We start from the raw sequence: 25,904 nt of genomic DNA, 5'->3' as shown, positions 1-25,904 counted from the left end.
CGTTATGGGTGATGAGGAGCGGGTTCCGCTGGCGCACCGCGTGCCGGACCTGGGCGCGCTGGAGTTGCTGCTGGAGGTGGCGCGGGTCGGCAGCCTCAGTGGCGCGGCCCGGCGGCTGGGGATAACCCAGCCCGCGGCGAGCAGCAGGATCCGGGCGATGGAGGTACGGCTCGGGGTGGCCCTGGTGGACCGCTCGCCGCGGGGCTCGACGCTGACGGCGGAGGGCGCGCTGGTCACGGACTGGGCGCGGCGCGTGGTGGAGGCGGCCGAGGCGCTCGACGCGGGGGCGCAGGCGCTGCGGGGCCGGCGGGATTCGCGGCTGCGGGTGGCCGCCAGCATGACCATCGCGGAGTACCTGCTGCCGGGCTGGCTGATCGCGCTGCGCGGACAGCGGCCGGACACGGCGGTGTCGCTGCACGCCGGGAACTCAGCGGTGGTCGCGCAGCGGGTCCTCGCGCACGAGTCGGACCTCGGCTTCGTGGAGGGGCTCACGGTGCCGGAAGGGCTCGACTCGGCGGTGATCGCGCAGGACCGGCTGGTGGTGGCGGTGGCGCCGGGCCACGCGTGGGCGCGGCGCTCCCGGGGCGTCGGGGTGGCGGAGCTGGCGGCGGCCCCGCTGATACTGCGGGAACGGGGGTCGGGGACCCGGCAGGTGCTGGACGCGGCGCTGGCCGGGTGCGGGGGACTGGCGGCGCCGCTGCTGGAACTGGCGTCGACCACGGCGGTGAAGGCGGCCGCGCTCAGCGGCGCCGGGCCGTGCGTGCTGTCGGAGCTGGCGGTGGGGGACGAGCTGGCGGCGCGCCGGCTGGTGGAGGTGCCGGTGGAGGGGGCGGTGCTGGGGCGCGCGTTGCGCGCCGTGTGGCCGGTGGGGGCGCGGCCGGCGGGGCCGGCGCGGGACCTGCTGTCGCTGACGCGGGGGGTCGTGTAGCGCCGGCCGCCGCCGGAGGGGGCGTGGCATGGTGCGGCGCCGTTGCCGGGGCTCCGCCCCGGACCCCGCGCCTCAAACGCCGGCGGGGCTGATCTTGCCTGATGGTGTCCCTGGCGGGGCTGATCTTGCCTGTTGGTGCCTCAGAGCGCCGGGGCTGCCGTGCGGGCGTCGGCGGCTGCGATCAGGGAGGTCATCACGCGGGTGTCCGTGGCGCGTTCCGGGTGCCATTGGACGCCCAGGACCCAGCGCGCCGGGTCGGGGAGTTCGATGGCCTCCACCGTGCCGTCGGCCGCGTGGGCGGACGCCACCAGGCCGCGGCCCAGGCGGTCGACGGCCTGGTGGTGGTAGGTCGGCACCTGCGTCTCCTCCGGGACCAGCGCGGCGTACCGGGTGTCCGGGACCGGGCGGACCGGGTGCCAGGACATGGCGCCCGGGACGTCGAAATGGCCGTCGAGGTGCTGGATCAGCGTGCCGCCCAGAGCCACGTTCAGCGCCTGCATGCCCCGGCAGATGCCCAGCACCGGCACGTCCGCCTCCAGCGCCGCGGCGAGCAGGGCCAGCTCCCAGCGGTCGCGGACCGTCGCGGGCGCACCGGTACGGGAGTCGCGGGCCGCGCCGTAGTGGACCGGGTCCACATCGGGGCCGCCCGCCACGACCAGGCCGTCCACCCGGCTCAGCACCTCGGCCGCCGCTGCCGGGTCGTCCGGTGGGAGCAGTACGGCCGCCCCGCCCGCCGCCTGGACGAGTTCGTAGTACCCGGTCGGCACGAGGGAGGTCGGGACGTCCCACACGCCGTAACGGGTGGAATCCTCCACGTAGGTGGTGATGCCGATGAGCGGCCGTGGCACGGTCCGTACCTCCAGGGGGCAGGGGGGGCGGCGGATTCGCCGGTGACAGGATTTCAGTCGCGGGCCAGTTCCGCCTCGGCTTGCGCCAGAGCCGCGAACTCCTCCTCGGGGGCCGTGGCCACGAGGCGGTGGCGACTGTAGAACGCGAAGTAGGCGAGGGCGACCGCGTACACGGCCAGGGCGATGAAGGCGGCGTCCTTGTCCACCAGGAAGGTGGCGACCAGGGCCGAGAGGGCGAGGACGAAGGCCACCGAGGAGGTCAGGATCCCGCCGGGGGTGCGGTACGGGCGTTCCAGAGCGGGTTCCCGGCGCCGCAGCACGATGTGCGAAAGCGCCATCAGGGCGTAGGAGATGGTCGCGCCGAAGACCGCGATGTTCAGCATCCGTGCGCCGTTGCCGGTGGCCGCGGCGAGCGCGAAGCCGAGGGCGCCGGGGATGACCAGACCCAGGTACGGGGCCTTGCGGCTGGAGGTGAGCGAGAGGAAGCGCGGGAGGTAGCCGGCCCGGGACAGGGCGAAGAGCTGGCGCGAGCCCGCGTAGATGAGCGAGAAGAAGGAGGCCACGAGCCCGGCCAGGCCCGCGTAGTTGACGAAGCGGCTCAGCGCGGTCGGGCCGCCGTCCCCCTCCAGCGCGACGACCAGCGGGTTGCCCGCCTCCTTGACGGCGTCCGCGCCCTGGGATCCGGTCGCGGCGAAGAAGGTGATCAGTGCCAGCAGCGCGAGGACGCCCATGGAGATGGCGAGGGCCCGCGGCATGGAGCGGACCGGGTCCTTGGCCTCCTCGGCGGCGAGCGGCACGCCCTCCACGCCCAGGAAGAACCACATGCCGAAGGGGAAGGCGGCCCAGATGCCCAGGACGCCCAGCGGCAGCCAGGAGTTCGCCCCGAGCGCGCCGTGGTCGACCGGGATGTCGTCCAGGGCGCCGGCGTCGAACCCGGTGAAGGCGCCCGCGGCGAAGACGAGCAGCGCGGCGACGGCGATGGCGGTCACGACCAGGCTGAAGCGCAGCGCCTCGCCCACGCCCCACAGGTGGACCCCGATGAAGACGACGAAGCAGCCCAGGTAGACGGGCCAGCCGGAGGTGAGGCCGAACAGGCCCAGGGACTCCACGTAGTCGCCGATGAAGATGACGATCGCGGCCGGGGCGAGGATGTACTCGATGAGGATGGCGGTACCGGTGAGGAAGCCGCCCCACGGGCCCAGCGCCCGCCGGGCGAAGCCGTAGCCGCCGCCCGCCGTCGGCAGGATGGTGGACAGCTCCGCCAGTGAGAAGACCAGGCAGGCGTACATGGCGCCCATCAGGACGGTGGCGATGGCGAGACCGCCGAAACCGCCCTTGGCGAGGCCGACGTTCCAGCCCGAGAAGTCACCGGAGACGACGTACGCGACGCCGAGACCCGTCAGCAGCAGCCAGCCGGCGCTGCCTCGGCGCAGGGTGCGGCGCTCCAGGTAGTCGTCGCGGTCGCCACCGCCGGGGGACGGATCGGGTGCGGTTACGGCTTCCGGTCGTGCCTCGATGTCGTCGGCCATCCGTGCGCTCCTGCCTCGGGGCAATGGTTGTGGAGCGTACCTTTGCCGTAACGGGGTGGAGAGCGCAAGACCTCTGCGCGGATCCGGCGCGACGAAGACCTTTCCGCGGTTCAGGCGAGGAAGCCCCGCAGGAGCGCCGCGGTGCCGCAGCAGTGCTCGCGCATCGTCTCGCGGGCCCCGGCGGCGTCCCGCTCCAGCACCGACTCCACCAGCGAGGTGTGCTGCTGCTGCGAGTGCTCCAGGTTGCGCACCAGCAGCGGGATGCAGTCCAGCAGGTCGTTCACCGTGGCCCGGACGGCCGCGTACTGGGCCGTCAGGCTGGCGGACCCGGCCAGTTCGCACAGGGTCAGGTGGAAGAGGGTGTCCCGGCGCCGGTAGTCGGCGAGCGGGGCGTCGTGGGTCGCGGCCAGCGCGGCGAGCAGCCGCTCGGCGTCCGCCTCGGCCAGCCCCTGGGAGGCGCAGAGCCCGGCCGCCCCGACCTCCAGGACTTCGCGGAAGCGCAGGGCGTCCTCGATGTCGACGCCCGCGACGCGCCGGCGCAGTTCCTCCTCGGTCCCGCCCGCCGGGGTGTCGGGGCGGGGCAGCACAAACGTTCCGCCGTACCGCCCGCGCCGCGCCTCCACCAGCCCCTGGTCCTGGAGCACCTTCAGCACCTCGCGCAGCGTGACCCGGCTGATCCCCATCCGCTCCGCCAGCTCGCGCTCGGGCGGGAGGCGTTCGCCGCCCGGGACCAGGCCCAGCCGGACCACCTGGAGGATCTGCTCCAGCGCCTCCTCGAAACCGTTGCCCGCCCGTACCTGCCGCAGCACGGGATTCAGCCTCGCGATGGCGCCGCCCCCGCTCGCCGTGTCGGTCATCTCGGCTCGGCCCCTCCCCTTCCCAAGCAATGGTTCTGTTCAATACCTTAGGCCCCCTCGGCTCACCGAAGGAGAGATTCCCGTGGTTGACCGCAAGCCCCCGCTCGCGCCCGAGGAGCTGCGCTCCCTGGTCGCAAGCGGCGAGATCGACACAGTCGTCCTGGCCTTCCCCGACATGCAGGGGCGGCTCCAGGGCAAGCGGTTCGCCGCACAGTTCTTCCTCGACGAGGTCCTCGCGCACGGCACCGAGGGGTGCAACTACCTCCTCGCCGTCGACACGGACATGAACACCGTCGACGGGTACGAGATGTCCTCCTGGGACCGGGGCTACGGCGACTTCGCCATGCACCCCGACCTCGCCACCCTGCGCCGCATCCCCTGGAACCCCGGCAGCGCCTTCCTCCTCGCCGACCTCGCCTGGAACGACGGCTCGCCCGTCGTCGCAGCGCCCCGGCAGATCCTGCGCCGCCAGCTCGAGCGCCTCGCCGAGCACGGCTACACCGCGATGGTCGGCACCGAGCTGGAGTTCATGGTCTTCCAGGACACCTACGAACAGGCCTGGAACGCCAACTACCGCGGCCTGACGCCCGCCAACCAGTACAACATCGACTACTCCGTCCTCGGAACCGGACGCATCGAGCCCCTGCTGCGCCGCATCCGCAACGAAATGCAGGCCGCCGGCCTGACCGTCGAATCGGCGAAGGGGGAGTGCAACCTCGGCCAGCACGAGATCGCCTTCCGCTACGACGAGGCGCTGACCACCTGCGACCAGCACGCCGTGTACAAGACCGGAGCCAAGGAGATCGCCGCCCAGGAAGGCGTCTCGCTCACCTTCATGGCCAAGTACGACGAGCGAGAGGGCAACTCCTGTCACATCCACCTCTCGCTGGGCGACGCCGACGGACGCAACGCGATGGCCGCGGACCCGGCCGCGGACGGGAACGGACACGGGAACGGGCACGGACACGGGAACGGGCACGGGCCCGACGACCACGGCGGCATGTCCCCCGTGATGCGCCACTTCCTGGCCGGCCAGCTGGCCGCGCTGCGCGACTTCTCCCTTCTCTACGCCCCCAACATCAATTCGTACAAGCGTTTCCGGCCGGGATCCTTCGCACCCACCGCCGTCGCCTGGGGCGTGGACAACCGCACCTGCGCGCTGCGCGTGGTCGGCCACGGCCGCTCCATGCGCTTCGAGAACCGCCTCCCCGGCGGTGACGTCAACCCCTACCTCGCCGTCGCGGGCCTGGTCGCGGCCGGGATCCACGGCATCGAGAACCGGCTGGAACTCCCCGAGGCCTGCGCCGGCAACGCCTACACCGCGCAGTACGCACACGTCCCCACCACCCTGCGCGAAGCCGCCGAGCTCTGGGAGAACAGCGAGATCGCCAAGGCCGCCTTCGGACCCGAAGTGGTCGCCCACTACCGCAACATGGCCCGCGTGGAACTGGACGCCTACGACTCCGCCGTAACGGACTGGGAGCTGCGCCGCTCCTTCGAACGCCTGTAACCCCTACCGAGAAGTCTGTGAGGCACCACGTGTCCGATGTGCTGGAAGTGTTGAATCCGGCCACCGAGGAAACCGTCGCCGTCGTCCCGGCCGCCACACGGGACGACGTCGACGCCGCCGTCGCCCGGGCCGCCGCCGCACAGCGCGGCTGGGCGGCGGCCGCCCCGGGCGACCGGGCCCGGCTGCTGCGCCGCTTCGCCGCGGTCGTCGACGGCCACATCGAGGAACTGGCCGCGCTGGAGGTCCGCGAAGCCGGCCACACCGTCGGCAACGCCCGCTGGGAAGCCGGCAACGTCCGCGACCTGCTCGAATTCGCCGCCGGAGGAGTGGAACGGCTCTCCGGGCGCCAGATCCCGGTCGCCGGCGGCATCGACGTCACCTTCCTCGAACCCCTCGGCGTCATCGGCGTGATCGCCCCCTGGAACTTCCCCATGCCGATCGCCGCCTGGGGTCTGGCCCCCGCCCTCGCCGCGGGCAACGCCGTCATCCTCAAGCCCGCCGAAACCACCCCGCTGACCGCGCTGCGGCTGGCCGAACTCGCCCTGGAAGCCGGGATCCCCGAACACCTCTTCCAGGTGCTCCCCGGCCACGGGGCCGTCGCGGGCGACGCGCTCGTCGAACACCCCGGCGTCGCGAAGATCGTCTTCACCGGCTCCACCCGCGTCGGCAAGCAGATCATGGCCAAGTGCGCCGACCGGGTGAAGCGCGTCACCCTCGAACTGGGCGGCAAGAGCCCCAACATCGTCTTCGCCGACGCCGACCTCGAAGCGGCCGCGGCCGCCGCACCGATGGCCTTCCTCGACAACACCGGCCAGGACTGCTGCGCCCGTACCCGCATCCTCGTCCAGCGCTCCGCCTACGACCGGTTCCTGGAGCTGATCGCGCCCGGTATCGAGGGCGTGGTCGTCGGCGACCCGTCCGACGAGAAGACCCAGATGGGGCCGCTGATCTCCCGGCCGCAACTGGAGCGCGTACGGTCCTTCGTCACCGACGGCCTCACCGCGATCCGCGGCACCGCCCCCGAGGGACCCGGCTTCTGGTACCCGCCGACCCTCGTCACCGGCGCCGACCCCGGGGCGCCCGTCGCCACCGAGGAGGTCTTCGGCCCGGTCGCCGTCGTCCTTCCCTTCGAGGACGAGGAGGACGCCGTACGCCTGGCCAACGCGACCGAGTACGGACTGTCCGGCTCCCTGTGGACCCGCGACATCGGCCGCGCGCTGCGCGTCTCGCGCGCCGTCGCCGCCGGCAACCTGTCCGTCAACTCCCACAGCAGCGTGCGCTACTGGACCCCCTTCGGCGGCTACAAGCAGTCCGGACTGGGCCGCGAACTCGGGCCCGACGCCCTCACCGCTTTCACCGAGACCAAGAACGTCTTCATCAGCACGGAGGCCTGAACCGCATGTCGAACGAGAACAACCAAGAGATCGTCTGCCGCCGCCTCGTCGGCCGCACCGCCGTCATCACCGGAGCCGGCAGCGGCATCGGCCTGGCCACGGCCCGGCGACTGGCCTCCGAGGGCGCCCACGTCGTCTGCGGCGACATCGACGAGACCGCGGGCAAGGCCGCCGCCGAAGCGGTCGGCGGCACCTTCGTGAAGGTCGACGTGACCAGCCCCGAGGAGGTCGAGGCCCTGTTCAAGACGGCCTTCGACACCTACGGCTCGGTCGACATCGCCTTCAACAACGCCGGCATCTCGCCCCCGGACGACGACTCGATCCTCACCACCGGCCTGGAGGCCTGGAAGCGCGTCCAGGACGTCAACCTCACCTCCGTCTACCTGTGCTGCAAGGCCGCCCTGCCCTACATGCAGCGCCAGGGCCGCGGCTCGATCATCAACACCGCCTCCTTCGTGGCCGTCATGGGCGCGGCCACCTCACAGATCTCCTACACCGCCTCCAAGGGCGGCGTCCTTGCCATGTCCCGCGAACTGGGCGTGCAGTTCGCCCGCGAGGGCATCCGCGTCAACGCCCTGTGCCCGGGGCCGGTCAACACCCCCCTGCTGCAGGAGCTCTTCGCCAAGGACCCCGAGCGCGCCGCCCGGCGCCTCGTGCACATCCCGCTGGGCCGGTTCGCCGAGCCCACCGAGATCGCCGCCGCCGTCGCCTTCCTCGCCAGCGACGACTCCTCCTTCATCAACGCCACCGACTTCCTCGTGGACGGCGGCATCTCCGGCGCGTACGTCACTCCGCTGTAGGCCGTGGCCCGGTGGCCCCGTGGCCCGGCGGCCCGGTGGCCCGGCGGCCCGGTGAGTCCCGTGGCTCCGGCGGGCCCCCGGGCGGCCGCGCTACGGGCACCCCTGCGCGACCACGGCGGCGTCGTCCCGGAGCGGGCCGACACCGTCGTGCGACCGTCAGAGGAAGGTACGGCCCTCACCCCGGTAGGTGGGGGCCGAGGCCGTCACCCGGTCTCCCTCGACCAGGTGCAAGGTGTCGAAGCGCTCGCACAGTTCGCCCGCCTTCGCGTGGCGGAACCAGACCCGGTCGCCGATCAGCAGGTCGTCGGCCGGGCTGCCCAGCAGCGGGGTCTGCACCTCGCCCGCGCCCTCCTGGGGGTCGTAGCGCAGCCCCCGGGGCAGGTACGGGACCGGCAGCCGGTCGGCGCCGGCCGCGCCGGAGGCGGGATAGCCGCCGCCGAGCACGGTGACCACGCCCACGCCCGGCCGCCGCACCACCGGCTGGGCGAAGAGGGCGGCCGGACGGCCCCGGAACGAGGTGTAGTTGTCGAACAGCCGGGGCACGTACAGGCCCGAACCGGCGGCGATCTCCGTCACCGCGTCCTCGGCGGCGGTGTGCTGGACACTGCCGGTACCGCCGCCGTTGACGAACTCCAGATCCGGCACGACCGCGCGGACGGCCCGCACCGCCTCGGCGCGGCGGGCCGCGAGCTCCCTGCGGGCGGCGCCCTGCATGAGCCGGATGGCCCGCGAGCGCAGCGGCCGGCCCGCCAGCGCGTCCCCGACCCCCGCGACGTGGCCCTCGTACCCCATCAGCCCCACCACCCGGAAGCCCGGCCGGGCGCCGACCGTACGGGCCAGCGCCGCCAGTTGCTCCGGCTCGCGCAGCGGGGACCGGCGGGCGCCGACCCGTACCCGTCCGCCGAACACGTGCAGGGCGGTGTCCAGCTCCAGGCAGACCCGGACCTCCTGCGTGCCGCCGTCCCGCGACCGGTCGATCAGCTCCAGCTGCGCCGGGTCGTCGACCATGACGGTGACGGCGGCGGCCAGCTTGGGATCCCCGGCCAGCTCGGCGAAACCGGCGCGATCGGCGGACGGATAGGCCAGCAGTACGTCCTGGAACCCGGACCGGGCCAGCCACAGCGACTCGGCGAGCGTGTACGACATGATCCCGGCGAACCCGGGCCGGGCCAGGACCCGTTCGAGCAGCGCCCGGCACCGGACGGACTTGCTGGCCACCCGGACGGGCTTGCCGGCGGCCCGGCGCACGAGGTCGTCGGCGTTGGCGTCGAAGGCGTCGAGGTCCACGAGGGCGAGCGGCGCGTCCAGGTGTCCGGTCGCCCGGTCGTAGCGGGCGCGGGCGGCGGCGGGGGATTCCATGCCGTGGGATTCCATGGCGGGAGCTTGCCAGACCCGTCTACCGATGGGTAGGGCCCGCAACCGTCTCCCCGCGCCCCGCGCCCCCCGCCCCCGGCGCGGGCCCCCGGCGCCGCCCCCGGCGGGGACGGCCCCGGGCCCGCCGGCGCCGCCCGCCGCAGCCCCCTCGGCCCCGCCGGGGACCCCGTAGAGTACGGGCAGGCAGCCGTACGGAAGCGGGGGGCGGAGCCGCCGGATGACCACGTCGACACCGCGGACCGCGGTCCTGGGCGCTCCCGGTCCGCCGCCGCCCGCGCCACCCCCGTACCCGGCCGATCCGCCGCGCCGCCGGCCCGGACGGGTCCTCGCCGCCGCGCTGTGCGCCCTCCTGGGAGCCGGCCTCCTCGGCGGGGCCGCCACCGGCACCTGGCTCGAACACCGCTCCGCGCACCGGCCGTTGTCCGCCGACGCCGCCTACCGCGAGGCCGGTTCGCTGTGGCGGTCCGCGCCCGTCGACTCCCTCTTCCCGCCGGTCCTCGCCGCCCCCGCGGCCGGCCCCGGCGGTTCCGACCGGACCTGGACCCGCATCGCGCTCGCCCCCGACGCCGACTGCCCGGCCGCCCTGGCCGCCGACTGGCAGGGCCCGCTGGCCGCCACCGGCTGCACCCGCGTCCTGCGCGCCACCTACACCGACGCGACCCGCAGCTCCCTCGTCACCGTCGGCATGGTCTTCACACCCGCCGGCGCTCCCGGGATGGCCGCCCTGCGCGGGCACCTGCCCGCCCCGCCCGCCTACGGCTTCGCCGACGCCCAGCGCGCCGCCTGGACCGCCTCCGTGCTCGACGGGGCCCCCGTCGTCGTCTACACCGTCTCCGCCTTCGCCGACGGCCGCGTCGTGGACGCGCCCCGCCCCGCGCAGGACGCGATGACGAATGACGCCACCGGAGCCGTCGCCCGGGCAGGCCTCGGCCACGAGGCCAAGGCGGTGGCCGACCGCATCGGCGAGGGCCTCTCGTCGCTCGCGGTCCCGCCCGCCACCCCCGCCCCCAAGGCCGCGCGGTGACGCCCCGCCGCGCCGCCGGCAGGGGCGCCGCCCTCGTCGTCGCCGCCCTGGTGGCGGCCGCCGCCGCGCCCCCCGCCGCTGCCGCCGACACCGTCCGCGACCGCCAGTGGGGCCTCACGGCCCTGCGCGCCGAGGAGGCCTGGGGCACCACCCGCGGCGACGGCGTTACCGTGGCCGTCCTCGACACCGGGGTGGACGCCTCCCACCCCGACCTCGCCGGCCAGGTCCTCGACGGCACCGACCTCATCGGCACGGGCGCCGGCCGCGGCGACCGCGCATGGGCCCGCCACGGCACCGCCATGGCCGGCATCATCGCCGGGCACGGCCACGGCGCCGGCCGCGGCCAGGGCGTCCTCGGCATCGCACCGGGGGCCCGCATCCTGCCGGTCCGGGTGATCCTGGAGGAGGCCGACCCGGGCCGTGCCCAGGCCCGTGACGGCAAGGGCGGCGCCCTCGCCGACGGCATCCGCTGGGCGGCCGACCACGGCGCCGACGTGATCAACCTGTCCCTCGGCGACGACAGCGACTCCGCCCACCACGCGGCGGGGGAGGACGAGGCCGTCCAGTACGCCCTCGCCAAGGGCGTGGTGGTCGTCGCCTCCGCCGGCAACGGCGGCGAGACGGGCGACCGCGTCTCCTACCCGGCCGCCTACCCGGGGGTGATCGCCGTCACCGCCGTCGACCGGCGCGGGCGCAAGGCCCCTTTCTCCACGCGCAACTGGTACGCCACCGTGAGCGCCCCCGGCGTGGACGTCGTCATCGCCGACCCCGACCGCTCCTACTACGAGGGCTGGGGGACCAGCGCCGCCGCCGCGTTCGTCTCCGGCGCAGCCGCCCTCGTCAGGGCCGCCCACCCGGACCTGTCCCCGGCGCAGGTCAAGAAGCTGCTGGAGGACACCGCCGCCGACAGCCCGGCCGGCGGCCGCGACGACGCCCGCGGGTACGGGACGGTGGACCCGGTCGCCGCCCTCCAGGCGGCCGGGGCCGTGCGGCCCGAGGGGCCCGTCCCCGCGCCCGCCGCGGCGGAGCGGACCTACTTCGGGCCCGGCCCGGAGCCCGCCCGGCCGGCCGAGCGCGACGCCCGGCTGGGGGCCCCGCAGGCCGCGGCCGCCGGCGCCGTGCTGCTCGTACTGGCCGCCGTACTGGCCCGGCGGCCGCGGCGGGGCACCCGGGGCCGGGACCCGCACCGGGCACAGTAGGGTCGGGTAACTGTGGCGAACATGGCGAACAAGAACATTCCCGACCCGGGCTTCTCCGACGACGACGGCTCGGCCGATCCCCGGCTGAGCGCGGCCCTGGCCGCCTGGGCCGCGGACCGGGCGAAAGAGCCGGAGGTGCTGGCCGCCCTCAAGGAGGCCCGGCTGCTGGTCCCGGTCGTCGCAGTCCTCGGCGAAGTGGAGACCGACCCGGCGACGGGGCTGGCGCGCGAGAAGACCAGCGACATGGCCGTCCCGACCCTGCGGGCGGGCGACCGGCGGGCACTGCCGGCCTTCACCTCGATCGCCTCGCTCGCGCTCTGGGACCCGGCCGCCCGGCCGGTGGCCGTCCCGCTGCACCAGGCACTGGCGGCCGCCGCGCACGAGAAGGCCGACACCGTGGTGCTCGACCTGGCCGGACCGGTCACCTACCAGCTGACCGGCTCCGCGCTGCTCGCGCTGGCCGAGGGTCGCACGGACGCGGGGCCGGCCGCCGACCCCGCCGTGCGGGAGGCCGTACGGGCCGCCGTGTCGGCCGAGGGGTCCGTGCTCCGCGCCCACCTGGTTCCGGGCGGCGCGGACTGCGACGGCACCCTCGCGATCGTGCTGGCCGCGGACGGCCCGGCCCCCGAGGTCGCCCGGCGCCTCGCGCGGGCGCTGGCGGCGGACGAAACCCTGCGGGCCCGGCTGGTGCGCGGGCTGGACCTGGCGCTGCTGCCGCCGGACGCCCCGGCCCCGCCCGGCGAGGCACTCTTCCTGCGCTGAGGGGTCCGCGGCGCGGCCGCCGCACGACGACGGCGTCGCATGTGACGACGGGCACGCGCACGCACGACGGGCACGCGCACGCACGACGGGGCCGCGCACGCATGACGCGCACCGCGCGACGAGGACGGCGCCCCCGCGGCATGACGAAGGGGTGGCCCCGGAACGGTCTGCCGGTGCCACCCCTGGCGTCTGCGGCGGCGGCTCAGCCGAAGACGGGACCGGTGAACTTCTCGCCCGGCCCCTGGCCCGGCTCGTCCGGGACGATCGAGGCTTCGCGGAAGGCCAGCTGGAGCGACTTGAGGCCGTCGCGCAGCGGGGCCGCGTGGAAGGAGCTGATCTCGGTGGCGCTGGCGGTGACCAGGCCGGCCAGGGCCGTGATCAGCTTGCGGGCCTCGTCGAGGTCCTTGTGTTCGGAGTCCGGCTTGTCCAGGCCCAGGTTGACCGCCGCGGCGCTCAGCAGGTGCACGGCCACCGTGGTGATCACCTCGACCGCGGGGACGTCCGCGATGTCGCGGGTCATGGCGTCGTAGTCGGGTGCGGCGTCGGCAGGGTGGTCGGCGGGGGGTGTCGCGTCAGTCATGCCCACACGATAAGCCGGGCGGGCCGGGCCCCCGACCGGCGGGCCGGGCCCCGGCCCGGGCACCGGGTGAGCGGTTCTGGCGCGGAATGCTATATTGGGCTACGACCGGCCGGAGACCTGTGTCCCCGGCCCACAAGTGGAGGCTCCGATCTCCCACCCGACCACCCTCCGGGGCGGCGGGTCACCGGTCAGGCGGTATCCATCGTTCCGTACGGACGATGGAAAGCTGCCCGAGTCTGCGCCCCGCGGTTCGCACGCGGCGGTGCTCCGGTCCTTTTGGAGCCCCTGCCTGTGCCCGGCGGGGCTTTTTTCATTCTCCCCGCTGTGGTCGGTCTGACGGAAATACACGTCAGCGGCTGTCTGCCAGGCAGCCGTGTGGTGCTACCGAGGAGGATCCATCAGCACCGAGCCCCGCATCAACGACCGGATTCGCGTTCCCGAGGTACGACTCGTCGGTCCCAGCGGCGAGCAGGTCGGCATCGTGCCGCTTGCCAAGGCGCTTGAGCTCGCGCAGGAGTACGACCTCGACCTGGTCGAGGTCGCGGCGTCCGCACGCCCGCCGGTCTGCAAGCTCATGGACTACGGCAAGTTCAAGTACGAGTCGGCCATGAAGGCCCGTGAGGCGCGCAAGAACCAGGCGCACACGGTCATCAAGGAAATGAAGCTCCGGCCGAAGATCGACCCGCACGACTATGACACCAAGAAGGGTCACGTCGTCCGGTTCCTCAAGCAGGGCGACAAGGTCAAGATCACGATCATGTTCCGTGGTCGCGAGCAGTCCCGGCCGGAACTCGGCTTCCGACTGCTCCAGCGTCTCGCCGCGGACGTCGAAGACCTCGGGTTCATCGAGTCGAACCCGAAGCAGGACGGCCGAAACATGATCATGGTTCTCGGTCCGCACAAGAAGAAGACCGAGGCAATGGCCGAAGCCCGCGAGGCGCAGGCCGCTCGCAAGGCCGAGCGCCAGGGTGTCGCCGTCACCGACGACGAGGCTCCTTCCGAGGAGACCGTCGAGGCGGAGGCGACCACCACCGAGGCTGCCGCCGAGGTCGAGGCCCCCGAGGCCGCCGCCGACGAGGCGCCGGCCGAGAAGCCGGACACCGAGGCCTGATTCCGGGGCAGCCCGTCTCGGATCACCGACACAACATGACGCTCCCGCGAGCCGGTCCTTGACGGACCGGTGGGGGCGCCACCGACGAGGAGATAACGGCGCTATGCCGAAGAACAAGACGCACAGCGGTTCCAAGAAGCGCTTCAAGATCACCGGCACCGGCAAGGTGCTCCGGGAGCGCGCCGGCAAGCGCCACCTGCTCGAGCACAAGCCGTCCACGCTGACGCGCCGCCTCACCGGCACCGCCGAGATGGCCCCGGGCGACGCCAAGAAGATCAAGAAGCTTCTCGGCAAGTGACGTCCGCCGCTCCCTCCCCGGGAGCGGGACGTCAAGACCGGGACCCCATCGAATTCGGGCCGTGTGAAGACAACCACGGCCCCGCTACAAGGAGTTAAAAAGTGGCACGCGTCAAGCGGGCAGTAAACGCCCACAAGAAGCGCCGGGCGATCCTCGAGGCGGCCTCCGGCTACCGCGGTCAGCGTTCGCGCCTGTACCGCAAGGCCAAGGAGCAGGTCACCCACTCGCTGGTCTACAACTTCAACGACCGCAAGAAGCGCAAGGGCGACTTCCGTCAGCTGTGGATCCAGCGCATCAACGCCGCTGCCCGCCAGAACGGCATGACCTACAACCGCCTCATCCAGGGTCTGAAGGCCGCCAACGTCGAGGTGGACCGCAAGATCCTCGCCGAGCTGGCCGTCAACGACGCCAACGCGTTCGCCGCGCTGGTCGAGGTCGCGCAGAAGGCCCTCCCGGCCGACGTCAACGCCCCCAAGGCCGCTGCCTAAGGGCTAGCCGGTCCCGCTCCACGCGGCCGGCCCCACGGACCCGCAGGCGATTCGCCTGCGGGTCCGTGTGCGTTCGCCGCGCCCCGCCGGGCCGGACCGCCCCCGGCCCGCGCCCCGCGCGCTCCGACCCGCCTGCGATCACCCGCCGGCGGCCGTCCGGAGGCGTGCCCCGGAAACCCCCGAGAGAGAACCCTGAGACCATGCGCACCCCCGCCGAGCTGATCTCCCCCCGATCCCCGCGGGTGGCCGCTGCCAGGCGGCTGGCGCGGCGCAACTTCCGCACCAAGGAGCGCCGGTTCATCGCCGAGGGCCCGCAGGCGGTCCGCGAGGCCGTGGAGCACCGGGGGGAAGCGGGCGCGTCGACGCTGATCGAGCTGTTCGCCACCGTCGAGGCCGCCGAGCGCTACACGGAGATCGTCGACGCCGCGCTCGACGCGGGCGCCCGTGTGCACTACGCCTCGGACGAGGTGCTCGCGGAGGTCTCCCAGACCGTGACCCCGCAGGGTCTCGTCGGCGTCTGCCACTTCCTGGACTCGCCCTTCGAGGACATCCTCGCGGCCCGCCCCAAGCTGGTCGCCGTCCTGGCCCACGTCCGGGACCCCGGCAACGCCGGTACGGTGCTGCGCTGCGCCGACGCGGCGGGAGCCGACGCAGTCGTGCTGACCGACGCCTCCGTGGACCTCTACAACCCCAAGTCCGTACGGGCCTCGGTGGGCTCCCTCTTCCACCTGCCCGTGGCCGTCGGCGTCCCGGTGGAGCAGGCCGTCGAAGGACTGCGCGCGGCGGGCGTAAGGATCCTCGCCGCCGACGGGGCGGGCGAGGACGACCTCGACGCCGAGCTGGACGCCGGCACCATGGGCGGGCCCTCGGCCTGGGTGTTCGGCAACGAGGCCTGGGGCCTGCCGCAGGAGACGCGGGCCCTCGCGGACGCCGTCGTACGGGTCCCGATCCACGGCAAGGCGGAGAGCCTGAACCTCGCCACGGCCGCAGCCGTGTGCCTCTACGCCTCCGCGCGTGCACAGCGGGCGCCCGGAGGGTGCCGCTCCGTGACCCCCAGCTAGTAATGTGGCGGCCCGGGGGGCCCACTGCGCTACTCGGAGATGTGGGGTACGGGGACATGACCGTCGGTACGAACAGCTCACCGGGTGCCGTCAGGTCGGCCGCCCCGCCGGCCCAGGCCGGGCCCGCCGCCGGCGCGGCCGGGCCGCGGGCCGCCGCCGTCCCGGTCGGCGGCGTCGACCCCGACGACCTGCCCGACGGGCTCGTCGTCGCCGACCACACCGGGCACGTCATCTGCTTCAACCGGGCCGCCGGCCGCCTCGCGGCCACCGACCCCTCGCAGGTCCTCGGCACGCGCCTGGAACACGCGCTGCCCCTGGAGGACCTCGAAGGCCGGCGCTGGTGGGCCCTGACCGACCCCTACGGGGGCCTGGCCACCCGGCGCGGCCAGCCCGAGCGGAACCTGCTGCTGCCCGGCGGGCGCGAGGTACTGGTCTCCGCCCGCTACGTCCGCACCCACCCCACCGGCCCGGTGCGCCGCCTCGTGGTCACCCTGCGCGGCACCGAGGCCCGCCGCCGCACCGAGCGCAGCCACGCCGAGCTGATCGCCACCGTCGCCCACGAGCTGCGCTCCCCGCTGACCTCCGTCAAGGGCTTCACCGCGACCCTGCTCGCCAAGTGGGAGCGGTTCACCGACGACCAGAAGCGGCTGATGCTGGAGACCGTCGACGCCGACGCCAACCGCGTCACCCGGCTGATCGCCGAACTCCTCGACATCTCCCGCATCGACTCCGGCCGCCTGGAGGTGCGCCGCCAACCGGTGGACATCGCCACGGCCGTCGCCCGCCACGTCCAGGCCCTCACGGCGAACGGCCAGGCCCCCGAGCGGTTCCTCGTACGGGTCAGCCGCCCGCTCCCCGACCTGTGGGCCGATCCGGACAAGATCGACCAGATCCTCGGCAACCTCCTGGAAAATGCGGTGCGCCACGGTGACGGAACGGTCACCATCGACGTGTCGCCGCACGAGAAGGGAACCGCCGTCACCGTGACCGACGAAGGGCCCGGCATCCCCGAGGAATCGATGGGCCGCGTCTTCACCCGCTTCTGGCGGGGGAGCAAGCGCGGCGGCACCGGCCTGGGCCTCTACATCGTCAAGGGCATCGTCGAGGCCCACGGCGGCACCATCACCGTCGGCCGCGGGCCCGGCGGGGGCGCCCAGTTCCGATTCATCCTGCCCGTGAGCGCCCCGGCCTACCTCACGCAGTAGCACTGCGGAGCGTCTCGCCAGGCGGCCCACGGGCTCCTTCACCCCCAGCGACCTTTAGACTCGTCCTTTGGCACCTTTGTGTCCTTGTGACGAGCGTGCGGGTCGAGCGCGCCGCGCGGGGATCCACCAGCCAGCCATCGGAAGTACGGGAAGAGATGTCGGCACCGAACAAGTCGTACGACCCTGTCGAGGTCGAGGCACTGAAACCGGAAGAGATCGAGCGCATGCGGGACGAGGCGCTCGCCGCCTTCGCGTCCGCCGGCGACCTCGACGCGCTGCGGGAGGCGAAGACCGCGCACATGGGCGACCGCTCGCCCCTGGCGCTCGCCAACCGCGAGATCGGAGCCCTGCCCCCCCAGGCCAAGGCCGAGGCGGGCAAGCGCGTGGGCCAGGCCCGCGGCGCCGTGAACAAGGCCTTCGGGGCCCGCACCGTCGAGCTCGAGGCGGAGCGCGACGAGCGGGTGCTGGTCGAGGAGGCGGTGGACGTCACGCTGCCCCACGACCGCTTCCCCGCCGGCGCCCGGCACCCCCTGACCACGCTGATGGACCGCATCGCGGACATCTTCACGGCCATGGGGTACGAGGTCGCCGAGGGACCCGAGGTCGAGGCGGAGTGGTTCAACTTCGACGCCCTCAACTTCACGCCCGACCACCCGGCGCGCCAGATGCAGGACACCTTCTTCGTCAAGGGCCCCGAAGGCACCGAGGGCGACGAGTCCGGTGTCGTGCTGCGCACCCACACCTCCCCGGTGCAGGCGCGCTCGCTGCTGGAGCGCAAGCCCCCCGTCTACATCGTCTGCCCGGGCCGGGTGTACCGCACCGACGAGCTCGACGCGACGCACACCCCGGTCTTCCACCAGGTCGAGCTGCTCGCCGTGGACGAGGGCCTGACCATGGCCGACCTCAAGGGCACCATGGACCACATGGTCCAGGAGCTGTTCGGCGAGGGCACGACCACGCGCCTGCGCCCGCACTTCTTCCCCTTCACCGAGCCGTCCGCCGAGATGGACATGCAGTGCTACGTGTGCCGCGGCGCCTCGGTGGGCAACCCCGACCGCCCGTGCCGTACCTGCTCCAGCGAGGGCTGGATCGAGCTGGGCGGCTGCGGGATGGTCAACCCCAAGGTGCTCGTCGCCTGCGGTGTGGACCCGGAGAAGTACAGCGGGTTCGCCTTCGGGTTCGGCATCGAGCGGATGCTGATGTTCCGCCACAACGTCGAAGACATGCGAGACATGGTCGAGGGTGACGTCCGTTTCACCCGGCCGTTCGGGAGTGAGATCTGATGCGCGTCCCGCTTTCCTGGCTGCGGGAGTACGTCGACCTGCCCGCGGGTGAAACCGGCCGTGACGTGGCCGCCAAGCTGGTCGACGCCGGCCTCGAGGTCGAGACCGTCGAGCAGCTCGGCGGCGGGCTCAAGGGCCCCCTCGTCGTCGGCCGGGTGCTGACCATCGAGGAGCTCGAGGGCTTCCGCAAGCCGATCCGCTTCTGCACGGTCGACGTCGGCGCCGCCAACGGCACCGGCGAGCCGCAGGAGATCGTCTGCGGCGCCCGGAACTTCGCCGCCGGCGACAAGGTCGTCGTGGTCCTGCCCGGCGCGGTCCTGCCCGGCGACTTCGCGATCGCCTCGCGCAAGACGTACGGCAAGACCTCCCACGGCATGATCTGCTCCGGCGAGGAGCTGGGCATGGGCGACGACGGCACGCACGGCATCATCGTGCTGCCGCCCGAGCACGAAGTCGGCACCGACGCGATCGAGCTGCTCCAGCTCGTCGACGAGGTCCTCGACATCGACATCACCCCGGACCGCGGCTACTGCATGTCCATGCGCGGTGTCGCCCGCGAGGTGGCGACCGCCTACGGCCTGCCGCTGCGCGACCCGGCGCTGATCGACGTGCCCGGCCCCAACTCGTACGGCTACCCGGTCAAGGTCGACGACCCGGCCGGCTGCGACCGGTTCACCGCCCGCACCGTGACCGGTCTCGACCCGGACGCGCGCTCGCCGATCTGGCTCACCCGCCGCCTGCAGAAGGCGGGCATGCGCCCGATCTCGCTCGCCGTCGACGTCACCAACTACGTGATGCTGGAACTCGGCCAGCCGCTGCACGCCTACGACCGCTCCCGCATCGACGGCGCCATCGGCGTCCGCCGCGCCGAGCAGGGCGAGAAGTTCACCACCCTCGACGGCGTCCGGCGCACCCTCGACGCCGAGGACCTGGTGATCACCGACAACGGCGGGCCGATCGGTCTCGCCGGTGTCATGGGCGGCGCCGACACCGAGATCGCCGATTCCGTCACGGACCCGGAGACCGGCCAGGTCACCGGCACCACCGACGTCGTCATCGAGGCCGCGCACTTCGACTCCGTGTCGATCTCGCGCACCGCCCGCCGGCTGAAGCTCTCCTCCGAGGCGTCCAAGCGCTTCGAGCGGGGCGTCGACCCGCAGGCCGCCGCCGCTGCCGCGCAGCGCACCGTCGACCTGCTGGTGCTCCTCGCCGGCGGGACCGCCGAGGCGGGCGTCACCGAGTTCCTCGCCCCGGGCGCGCCGCGCACGGTCGCGATGAGCGCGGACCACCCCGACCGCGTCGCGGGCATGGAGTACGGCCGTGAGACGGTCGTGCGCCGCCTCCAGGAGATCGGCTGCGACGTCTACGGGCAGGACGAGCTCGTCGTCACCGTCCCGTCGTGGCGGCCCGACCTCGCCGAGCCCAACGACCTCGCCGAAGAGGTCATCCGGCTGGAGGGCTACGGGAACCTCCCGTCCACCCTCCCGCAGGTGCCCTCGGGTCGCGGGCTCACCGCACGCCAGCAGCTGCACCGCCGGGTCGGCCGCGCGCTGGCCGGCGCGGGCTACGTGGAGGCGCTGAGCTACCCCTTCATCGGCGAGCAGGTCCTCGACCAGCTCCAGCTTCCCGCCGATGACGCCGCCCGCCGGGTCGTCACGCTGGTCAACCCGATCTCCGATGAGGAGCCGGCGCTGCGCACCACGCTGCTGCCGGGTCTGCTGGGCGCGCTGCGCCGCAACGACAGCCGGGGCAGCCACGACCTCGCCCTCTTCGAGACCGGCTCGGTCTTCCTGGCTTCCGGGCAGCCGGGGGTGGCCGTACGGCTGCCCGTCGACCGCCGTCCCACGGACGAGGAGATCGAGACCCTGAATGCGGCTCTGCCCGCGCAGCCGCGGCACGCCGCGCTCGTGCTGGCCGGCGCGCGCGAGCAGGCCGGATGGTGGGGCAAGGGCCGTCCGGCCGACTGGGCCGACGCGGTCCAGGCGGCCCGGCTGCTCGCCGCCGAGGCCGGCGCCGAACTCGTCGTCCGCCAGGGCCGGTACGGTCCCTGGCACCCGGGCCGCTGCGCCGAGCTGGTCGTCACCGTCGACGGGGCCGAGCAGGTCATCGGACACGCCGGTGAGCTGCACCCGCGCGTCGTGAAGGCGATGGGCCTGCCGGCCCGCACCAGCGCCATGGAGCTCGACCTGGACCGCCTCGCGGCGGCCGGCGGGCAGGCCCTCCAGGCGCCCCGGATCTCCTCCTTCCCGGTGGCGACCCAGGACGTGGCGCTGATCGTGGACGGGTCGGTCCCGGCATCGGCCGTGGAGGCCGCCCTGCGCGAGGGCGCCGGCGAACTCCTCGAATCGCTCCGGCTGTTCGACGTGTTCACCGGCGAACAGGTCGGCGCGGGCAGGAAGTCCCTGGCGTACGCGCTGCGCTTCCGCGCGGCCGACCGCACGCTGACCGCCGAGGAGTCGACGGCCGCGCGTGACGCGGCGGTGGCCCTCGCGGGTGAGCGGACCGGGGCGGTGCTCCGGGGCGCGTAGCGTCCGTGCGCACGACCCGTCGAGGGGCACGTCCGGGGCACCGGGCGTGCCCCTCGCGGCGTTCCGGGCGGCCGCCGCGACCAGGGGGCCGCGCAGCCGGGACTCGGCCCAGGCGCGCCGCACCGGCCGTACCGACGGGCGGCAGGCGGCGGGCGGCGGGCCGGCCGGCCCGCCGGGGCCCGGCGACCAACCGGGCGCCGGCGGAGCCGGGACGCGCCGCCCGCCTGCCATGGAGTGTCGGGCAGACAGCAGGACGGGCGGCGCGGTGACGGGTCGTCGCACTGTTCGAGGGGGAGCCGACGACCCGGGCTGCCTCTTGACGAGGCCCTTAAGTGAAGCGCTCCACGGGGCCCCGGCGGCAGGGTGCGTTTCGCATTTATGCGCGTACGCCGTTCACACCCCGTGTGAACCACGCACCCGTTAGCCTGGATCCGACGAGCCACCGGAGCGGCCCATGCAGCCCAATGTCCTGCTCGACGCCCTCCTCGCCGAGGCGGGCATGTCCCACGCCGGACTCGCCGCCCACGTGAACCAGGCGGGCCGCGCCCGCGGACTGGCCCTGCGCTACGAACACACCGCCGTCGCCCGGTGGTTGAAGGGCCAGCGGCCCCGGGGCCAGGTCCCCGACCTGATCTGCGAGGTCATCGGAGGCCGGCTCGCGAGGCCGCTCGGCCTCGACGACATCGGGCTCGGCGTACCGGACGGACAGAGCTCCCCGCACGCCTCCCCGCTCAACGGCTTCGTGGACCGGGCCGCCGCCCTGTGGCGCTCCGACGGGCAGGCCCGGCACCGGCTGCTGGCCGCGGCGGCCGTGACCGGGACCCCGGCCGTCATCCCGGTCTGGGAATGGGAGAACCCGCCCGAGGACGCCGACGTGTCCCGTGAGGGGCCGCACCGGATCGGGCCCGAGCACATCGAGATCCTGCGGGCCGCCCGGGCGCACTACGAGCTGATGTACCGCCGGGCCGGCGGGGTGGCCACCCGGGACCGGATCGTGCGTTTCCTCGGTAGCGAGACGGCTCCCATGCTGCGCGGCAGCTACCCGGACGCCCTCGGCCGGCGGCTGCACCGGGCCACCGGGTCCCTCGTGGCGGTGGCGGGCATCTGCGCGTACGACTCGGACGCCCACGGGCTCGCCCAGCGCTACTTCCACCAGGCCCTGCGGCTGGCGAAGGCGAGCGGGGACCGCGGACTCGGGGCGTACGTGATCGCGCTGATCGTCAACCAGTCCCTGCACCTGCGGGAGTACCGCCAGGCCGTGGCCTTCGCCGAAGCCGCGCTGCGCGCCGCCGGCCGGCACACGACGCCGGCCCTGGCCGCCGACCTGTACGCGATGCAGGCCAAGGCATACGCCCAACTCGGCGACAGCCGGTCGGCGTTGGCCTGCATCTGCCGGGCCGAGACGGCGGCGGCGCGGATCAGTCCGGGCGCCGAACCGGACGAGACCGGCTACGTGCAGCCCGGGCTCGTCAACGTCCAGGTCGCCGAGGCGCTGCTCAGCCTGGGGGACCTCGACGCCGCGCACGAGCAGGCGACCGCGGCCGTCGGCACCCCCGCGCACGACCGCGGCCGGGTGCACCGGCTGGCGATGCTGTGCGAGATCCAGTTGCGCCAGGGGGAAGCGGAGCGCGCCGTCGCGGCTGCGGCCGAGATGGCGGAGCGGGCCAAGGGGATGGAGTCGCTGCGCCTGCGCGACCGGTTGCGGACGGTCCGCGAACAGCTGCTGACCAGTGGTTGCGCGAGCGCGGAGGAGACCGCGCAGCTCATCGACGGGGCGCTGCGCGTTCCCCTGTGACGGCTCGAACTGCTGCCATGTTGCCACCGAACCGAACGGAAGGTGGCACAACCGTGCAGTGGATGAACCTGAGTGAGCAGACCGTGTACAAGAATCGCTGGTTCGATGTGAACCTCGCCGATGTGGAACTCCCCGACGGCCGGCACCTGGACCACTTCGTGATCCGGCTGCGGCCGGTCGCCGTCGCCACGGCCGTCAACGCGGCCGACGAGGTGCTGCTGCTGTGGCGGCACCGCTTCATCACCGGCAGCTGGGGCTGGGAGCTGCCCGCCGGCGTGGTCGAGGACGGGGAGTCGGTCGAGGCGGCGGCCGCGCGGGAGATGGAGGAGGAGTCCGGCTGGCGGCCGGGCCCGCTCCACCACCTGATGACCGTCGAGCCGTCCAACGGGCTGACCGACGCCCGCCACCACCTCTACTGGGCGGACGGGGCCACCTACATCGGCCACCCCGACGACGACTTCGAATCCTCGCGCCGGGAGTGGGTGCCGCTGGCACTGGTGCCCGCGATGATCGCGCGGGGCGAGGTCCCGGCCGCCAACATGGCGGCGGGGCTGCTCCTCCTGCACCATCTGCGGCTCGGCCCGGCGTGAGGGCGCGGCGCCGGGCCGAGTGTGAGGGCCCAGCGCCCGGCCCAGCGCCCAGCGCCCGGCACGTTCCCGCAGCCCCGAGGGGTAGCCCCGGACACGCCGCGGGAGGAGGCTCCCGGTCCCCCTGCCGTATGCACTCCGGCGCCGGGATCGCGAAGCGGGCGGACGATGTCGGCGATGTCCGCCGAGGCTCGTCCGGCCGCCCGGCGAGCTCTCAGCCGTACGGGTAGAAACCCGCGCCCGTCTTGCGGCCCAGGCGGCCCGCGTCGACCATCCGCTGCAGCAGCGGGGGAGCGGCGTACAGCGGCTCCTTGTACTCGGCGTACATGGAGTCGGCGATCGAGGCGATGGTGTCCAGGCCGATCAGGTCGGACAGCTTCAGCGGGCCCATCGGGTGGGCGCAGCCCAGCTCCATGCCGTTGTCGATGTCCTCGCGGCTCGCGATGCCGGACTCGAACATCCGGATCGCGGAGAGCAGGTAGGGGACGAGGAGGGCGTTGACGACGAAGCCGGAACGGTCCTGGGCGCGGACGGCGTGCTTGCCCAGCACGTCCCGCACCAGGGCCTCGGCCCGCTTGACGGTCTCCTCGCCGGTCGTCAGCGCCGGGATCAGCTCGACGAGCTTCTGCACCGGGGCGGGGTTGAAGAAGTGGATGCCGATGACCTGGTCGGGGCGTGAGGTCGCGACGGCCAGCTTGACCAGCGGGATCGAGGAGGTGTTGGAGGCCAAGATGGCGTCCGGCCGGGTGACCACCTGGTCGAGGACCTGGAAGATCTCCGTCTTGACCTGCTCGTTCTCGACGACCGCCTCGATGACCAGGTCACGGTCGGCGAACTCGCCGAGGTCGGTGGTGAAGGTGAGGCGGGCCAGGGTGGCGTCCCGCTCCTCCTCGCTGATCTTGCCGCGTTCGGCGGCCTTCATCAGGGAGTTGTGCAGCCGGGTGCGCCCGATCTCCAGGGCCTCGCCCGTGGTCTCGGCGACCTTCACCTCAAGACCGCTGCGGGCGCACACCTCCGCGATGCCCGCGCCCATCTGGCCGCAGCCCACTACGCCGACGCGTGCGATGTCGGTCGGGAGGGTAGAGAGGTCCGTCACTTCGTGCCTTTCGCTGCTCATTCATCGCGGGTCCCCCGGCCCTGGCAGTGGTAACTGCGTTCCGGCGCCCGCCACGCCCCCCGACGTTACCCCCGACCTTGACCCCGGTGGCGGGCCGGGGCGGGCATGCTGGGCGCACGCAGAGCATTGTCACGCAACGGAACGGAGTCGTCACATGGCGCACATCGGACGGCGGGGGCTGCTGGCCGGGGCAGCCGGAGTGCTGGCCGCGGCCGCCGCGGGCCAGGCGGGGCCCGCGCGGGCGGCCACCCGCGCGCGGGCGGGGGCGACCGGCCGGGAGGGGCCCGCCGTACAGTTCCGGGGGATGTGGATCGCCTCCGTGTCGAATGTGGACTGGCCCTCGCGGAGCGGGCTTTCGGCGCGGGAGCAGCGGGCGGAGCTGATCCGGCTCCTGGACATCGCCGTGCGCCGCCGCCTCAACGTCGTCGTCCTCCAGGTCCGCCCGGCCGCCGACGCGCTGTGGCCCTCGCCGCTGGAGCCGTGGTCGCAGTGGCTCACGGGCGAGCAGGGGGCGGACCCCGGCTGGGACCCGCTGGGCACGGCCGTCGCCGAAGCGCACGCCCGCGGGCTGGAGCTGCACGCCTGGTTCAACCCGTACCGCGTCGCCAACCACACCGACCCGGATCTGTTGGCCGTCGAGCACCCTGTGCGGCGCAATCCGGACTGGGCCGTCGAGTACGGCGGCAAGCTCTACTACAACCCCGGGCTGCCGCAGGTGCGGCACTTCGTCCAGGAGGCGATGCTCGACGCCGTCTCCCGCTACCCGGTGGACGGGGTGCACTGGGACGACTACTTCTACCCCTACCCGGTGGAGGGGGAGGAGTTCGACGACGACGCGGCCTACGAGGAGTACGGCGGCGCCTTCGAATCCCGCGCCGACTGGCGCCGCGACAACACCGACGCACTGGTCCGCGAGATGTCCGCGCGGCTGCGCGCCATCCGCCCGGCGGCCCGCTTCGGCGTCAGCCCCTTCGCGGTCTGGCGCAACTCCGCCCGCGACCCGCTCGGTTCGCCGACGCAGGCGGGCCTCGGGACCTACGACGACCTGTACGCGGACACCCGCAAGTGGGTCAAGGAGGGCTGGATCGACTACATCGTGCCGCAGGCGTACTGGCAGATCGGACATCCGACCGCCGACTACGCCGCCATCGTCCCCTGGTGGGCCCGGACGGTCGCCGGCACGGGCGTGGACCTGTACGTGGGCGAGGCGCTGTACAAGTGCGAGGCGGACAGCCCCACCGCGGCCTGGCGCGATCCGGGGGAGCTGTCCCGGCACCTGCACTTGACCCGGGGCTACGCCGAGGTCCGCGGCCACGTCTTCTTCTCGGCGAAGCAGGTGGCCGCGGACCCCAACGGAGCGATGGCCCGGGTGGTCGCCGACCACTACGGCTCGGCGGCGCTCCCGCGCTGACACTCAGTGCCGGGGCTCTTCGGGGTGGCTGACCGTGCAGTCGGGCCCGGGAGCCATGAGGGCCTCGTGCCCGTCCTGGAAACGGACCCGGTACGGAGGGGTCCCGTTGTCCCCGAGCACCTGCGTGATCTCTCCCACCTTGTCGTGCTGTCCGACGATCCTGCCGTGCTGCACCAGCTGGTCGCCCTTGGTCGCTCGCATAACTGACCTCCTCG

24 protein-coding genes are annotated in these 25,904 nt (G+C 73.7%); 17 read left to right on the top strand and 7 right to left on the bottom strand.

What is annotated here, in order from left to right; genetic code table 11:
* Positions 1–4: 4 nt before the first annotated feature.
* On the top strand, positions 5–928 hold the full coding sequence (locus AMK16_RS29650) for a LysR family transcriptional regulator (RefSeq protein WP_073920401.1): 924 nt from the start codon (positions 5–7) through the stop codon (positions 926–928).
* Positions 929–1,068: 140 nt separating this feature from the next.
* Here the strand turns inward: AMK16_RS29650 and AMK16_RS29645 are convergent, their stop codons facing one another.
* The 3 genes from AMK16_RS29645 to AMK16_RS29635 all read right to left on the bottom strand — a co-directional run bounded on the left by AMK16_RS29645 (position 1,069) and on the right by AMK16_RS29635 (position 4,162).
* Positions 1,069–1,776 (bottom strand): gamma-glutamyl-gamma-aminobutyrate hydrolase family protein, encoded by a 708-nt coding sequence (locus tag AMK16_RS29645; RefSeq protein ID WP_073920400.1) that lies wholly within the window; start codon positions 1,774–1,776, stop codon positions 1,069–1,071.
* Positions 1,777–1,829: 53 nt separating this feature from the next.
* Positions 1,830–3,305: an ethanolamine permease gene (eat, locus tag AMK16_RS29640; RefSeq protein WP_073920399.1), complete on the bottom strand. Its 1,476-nt coding sequence runs from the start codon at positions 3,303–3,305 to the stop codon at positions 1,830–1,832.
* A 110-nt stretch (positions 3,306–3,415) separates the two neighbouring features.
* Positions 3,416–4,162: a FadR/GntR family transcriptional regulator gene (locus AMK16_RS29635; protein WP_073920398.1), complete on the bottom strand. Its 747-nt coding sequence runs from the start codon at positions 4,160–4,162 to the stop codon at positions 3,416–3,418.
* An 82-nt stretch (positions 4,163–4,244) separates the two neighbouring features.
* Between AMK16_RS29635 and AMK16_RS29630 the strand changes: the two genes are divergently transcribed.
* From AMK16_RS29630 to AMK16_RS29620, 3 genes are read left to right on the top strand one after another with little or no spacing between them, the layout of a single operon-like run.
* Positions 4,245–5,672, top strand: a complete 1,428-nt coding sequence (locus AMK16_RS29630) for a glutamine synthetase family protein (RefSeq protein WP_073920397.1) — start codon at positions 4,245–4,247, stop codon at positions 5,670–5,672.
* Positions 5,673–5,689: 17 nt separating this feature from the next.
* Complete coding sequence (locus tag AMK16_RS29625; RefSeq protein WP_242438983.1) at positions 5,690–7,066, top strand: aldehyde dehydrogenase family protein; 1,377 nt, start codon at positions 5,690–5,692, stop codon at positions 7,064–7,066.
* 5 nt (positions 7,067–7,071) lie between these two features.
* The gene (locus AMK16_RS29620; RefSeq protein WP_073920395.1) at positions 7,072–7,866 is read left to right on the top strand and encodes a 3-oxoacyl-ACP reductase; all 795 of its coding nucleotides are present in this window, start codon (positions 7,072–7,074) and stop codon (positions 7,864–7,866) included.
* Positions 7,867–8,022: 156 nt separating this feature from the next.
* On the opposite strand, the gene AMK16_RS29615 is transcribed toward AMK16_RS29620, so the two are convergent.
* Positions 8,023–9,225, bottom strand: coding sequence for an amino acid deaminase/aldolase (locus tag AMK16_RS29615; protein ID WP_073920394.1), 1,203 nt, complete (start codon positions 9,223–9,225; stop codon positions 8,023–8,025).
* Between the two features lie 232 nt (positions 9,226–9,457).
* Between AMK16_RS29615 and AMK16_RS29610 the strand changes: the two genes are divergently transcribed.
* Genes AMK16_RS29610 through AMK16_RS29600 form a run of 3 tightly spaced genes read left to right on the top strand, consistent with a single transcriptional unit; the run spans position 9,458 to position 12,225 of the window.
* A complete protein-coding gene (locus tag AMK16_RS29610; RefSeq protein ID WP_073920393.1) occupies positions 9,458–10,264 on the top strand; it encodes a hypothetical protein in 807 nt (268 codons plus the stop codon).
* Positions 10,261–11,463, top strand: a complete 1,203-nt coding sequence (mycP, locus tag AMK16_RS29605) for a type VII secretion-associated serine protease mycosin (RefSeq protein ID WP_073920392.1) — start codon at positions 10,261–10,263, stop codon at positions 11,461–11,463. The genes AMK16_RS29610 and mycP overlap by 4 nt, the downstream gene beginning before the upstream one ends.
* Positions 11,464–11,484: 21 nt before the next feature.
* Positions 11,485–12,225: an SseB family protein gene (locus tag AMK16_RS29600; RefSeq protein WP_073920391.1), complete on the top strand. Its 741-nt coding sequence runs from the start codon at positions 11,485–11,487 to the stop codon at positions 12,223–12,225.
* Positions 12,226–12,427: 202 nt separating this feature from the next.
* Here the strand turns inward: AMK16_RS29600 and AMK16_RS29595 are convergent, their stop codons facing one another.
* Positions 12,428–12,805, bottom strand: a complete 378-nt coding sequence (locus AMK16_RS29595) for a DUF1844 domain-containing protein (RefSeq protein ID WP_073920390.1) — start codon at positions 12,803–12,805, stop codon at positions 12,428–12,430.
* A gap of 373 nt (positions 12,806–13,178) precedes the next feature.
* Between AMK16_RS29595 and infC the strand changes: the two genes are divergently transcribed.
* From infC to AMK16_RS29550, 9 genes are all read left to right on the top strand, one after another.
* The gene (gene infC, locus AMK16_RS29590) at positions 13,179–13,916 is read left to right on the top strand and encodes a translation initiation factor IF-3 (protein WP_073920389.1); all 738 of its coding nucleotides are present in this window, start codon (positions 13,179–13,181) and stop codon (positions 13,914–13,916) included.
* A 103-nt stretch (positions 13,917–14,019) separates the two neighbouring features.
* Positions 14,020–14,214 carry a 50S ribosomal protein L35 gene (rpmI, locus tag AMK16_RS29585; RefSeq protein WP_073920388.1) on the top strand — a complete coding sequence of 65 codons (195 nt, stop codon included), beginning with the start codon at positions 14,020–14,022 and terminating at the stop codon, positions 14,212–14,214.
* Positions 14,215–14,315: 101 nt separating this feature from the next.
* Positions 14,316–14,702, top strand: coding sequence for a 50S ribosomal protein L20 (gene rplT, locus AMK16_RS29580; RefSeq protein WP_073920387.1), 387 nt, complete (start codon positions 14,316–14,318; stop codon positions 14,700–14,702).
* 200 nt (positions 14,703–14,902) lie between these two features.
* Complete coding sequence (locus tag AMK16_RS29575) at positions 14,903–15,763, top strand: TrmH family RNA methyltransferase (RefSeq protein ID WP_073920386.1); 861 nt, start codon at positions 14,903–14,905, stop codon at positions 15,761–15,763.
* 56 nt (positions 15,764–15,819) lie between these two features.
* Entirely contained in the window at positions 15,820–16,968 is a 1,149-nt protein-coding gene (locus AMK16_RS29570) for a sensor histidine kinase (RefSeq protein ID WP_073920385.1), read from the top strand.
* 155 nt (positions 16,969–17,123) lie between these two features.
* Positions 17,124–18,251: a phenylalanine--tRNA ligase subunit alpha gene (gene pheS / locus AMK16_RS29565; protein WP_073920384.1), complete on the top strand. Its 1,128-nt coding sequence runs from the start codon at positions 17,124–17,126 to the stop codon at positions 18,249–18,251.
* Positions 18,251–20,779, top strand: coding sequence for a phenylalanine--tRNA ligase subunit beta (gene pheT, locus AMK16_RS29560; RefSeq protein ID WP_073920383.1), 2,529 nt, complete (start codon positions 18,251–18,253; stop codon positions 20,777–20,779). The genes pheS and pheT overlap by 1 nt, the downstream gene beginning before the upstream one ends.
* Positions 20,780–21,233: 454 nt before the next feature.
* Positions 21,234–22,574: a transcriptional regulator gene (locus tag AMK16_RS29555; RefSeq protein WP_073920382.1), complete on the top strand. Its 1,341-nt coding sequence runs from the start codon at positions 21,234–21,236 to the stop codon at positions 22,572–22,574.
* A 62-nt stretch (positions 22,575–22,636) separates the two neighbouring features.
* Positions 22,637–23,164, top strand: coding sequence for an NUDIX domain-containing protein (locus tag AMK16_RS29550; protein ID WP_443333618.1), 528 nt, complete (start codon positions 22,637–22,639; stop codon positions 23,162–23,164).
* Positions 23,165–23,375: 211 nt separating this feature from the next.
* Here the strand turns inward: AMK16_RS29550 and AMK16_RS29545 are convergent, their stop codons facing one another.
* Positions 23,376–24,278, bottom strand: a complete 903-nt coding sequence (locus tag AMK16_RS29545) for a 3-hydroxybutyryl-CoA dehydrogenase (RefSeq protein ID WP_073920380.1) — start codon at positions 24,276–24,278, stop codon at positions 23,376–23,378.
* 154 nt (positions 24,279–24,432) lie between these two features.
* Between AMK16_RS29545 and AMK16_RS29540 the strand changes: the two genes are divergently transcribed.
* The gene (locus tag AMK16_RS29540) at positions 24,433–25,689 is read left to right on the top strand and encodes a glycoside hydrolase family 10 protein (RefSeq protein WP_073920379.1); all 1,257 of its coding nucleotides are present in this window, start codon (positions 24,433–24,435) and stop codon (positions 25,687–25,689) included.
* Between the two features lie 3 nt (positions 25,690–25,692).
* On the opposite strand, the gene AMK16_RS29535 is transcribed toward AMK16_RS29540, so the two are convergent.
* Positions 25,693–25,890 (bottom strand): DUF1918 domain-containing protein, encoded by a 198-nt coding sequence (locus tag AMK16_RS29535; RefSeq protein ID WP_073920378.1) that lies wholly within the window; start codon positions 25,888–25,890, stop codon positions 25,693–25,695.
* Between the last annotated feature and the right edge of the window lie 14 nt (positions 25,891–25,904).

The sequence above is a fragment of the Streptomyces sp. CB00455 genome (genome assembly GCF_001905445.1).
Taxonomy (GTDB): domain Bacteria; phylum Actinomycetota; class Actinomycetes; order Streptomycetales; family Streptomycetaceae; genus Streptomyces.
This window is presented reverse-complemented; position numbering and strand designations above follow the sequence as displayed.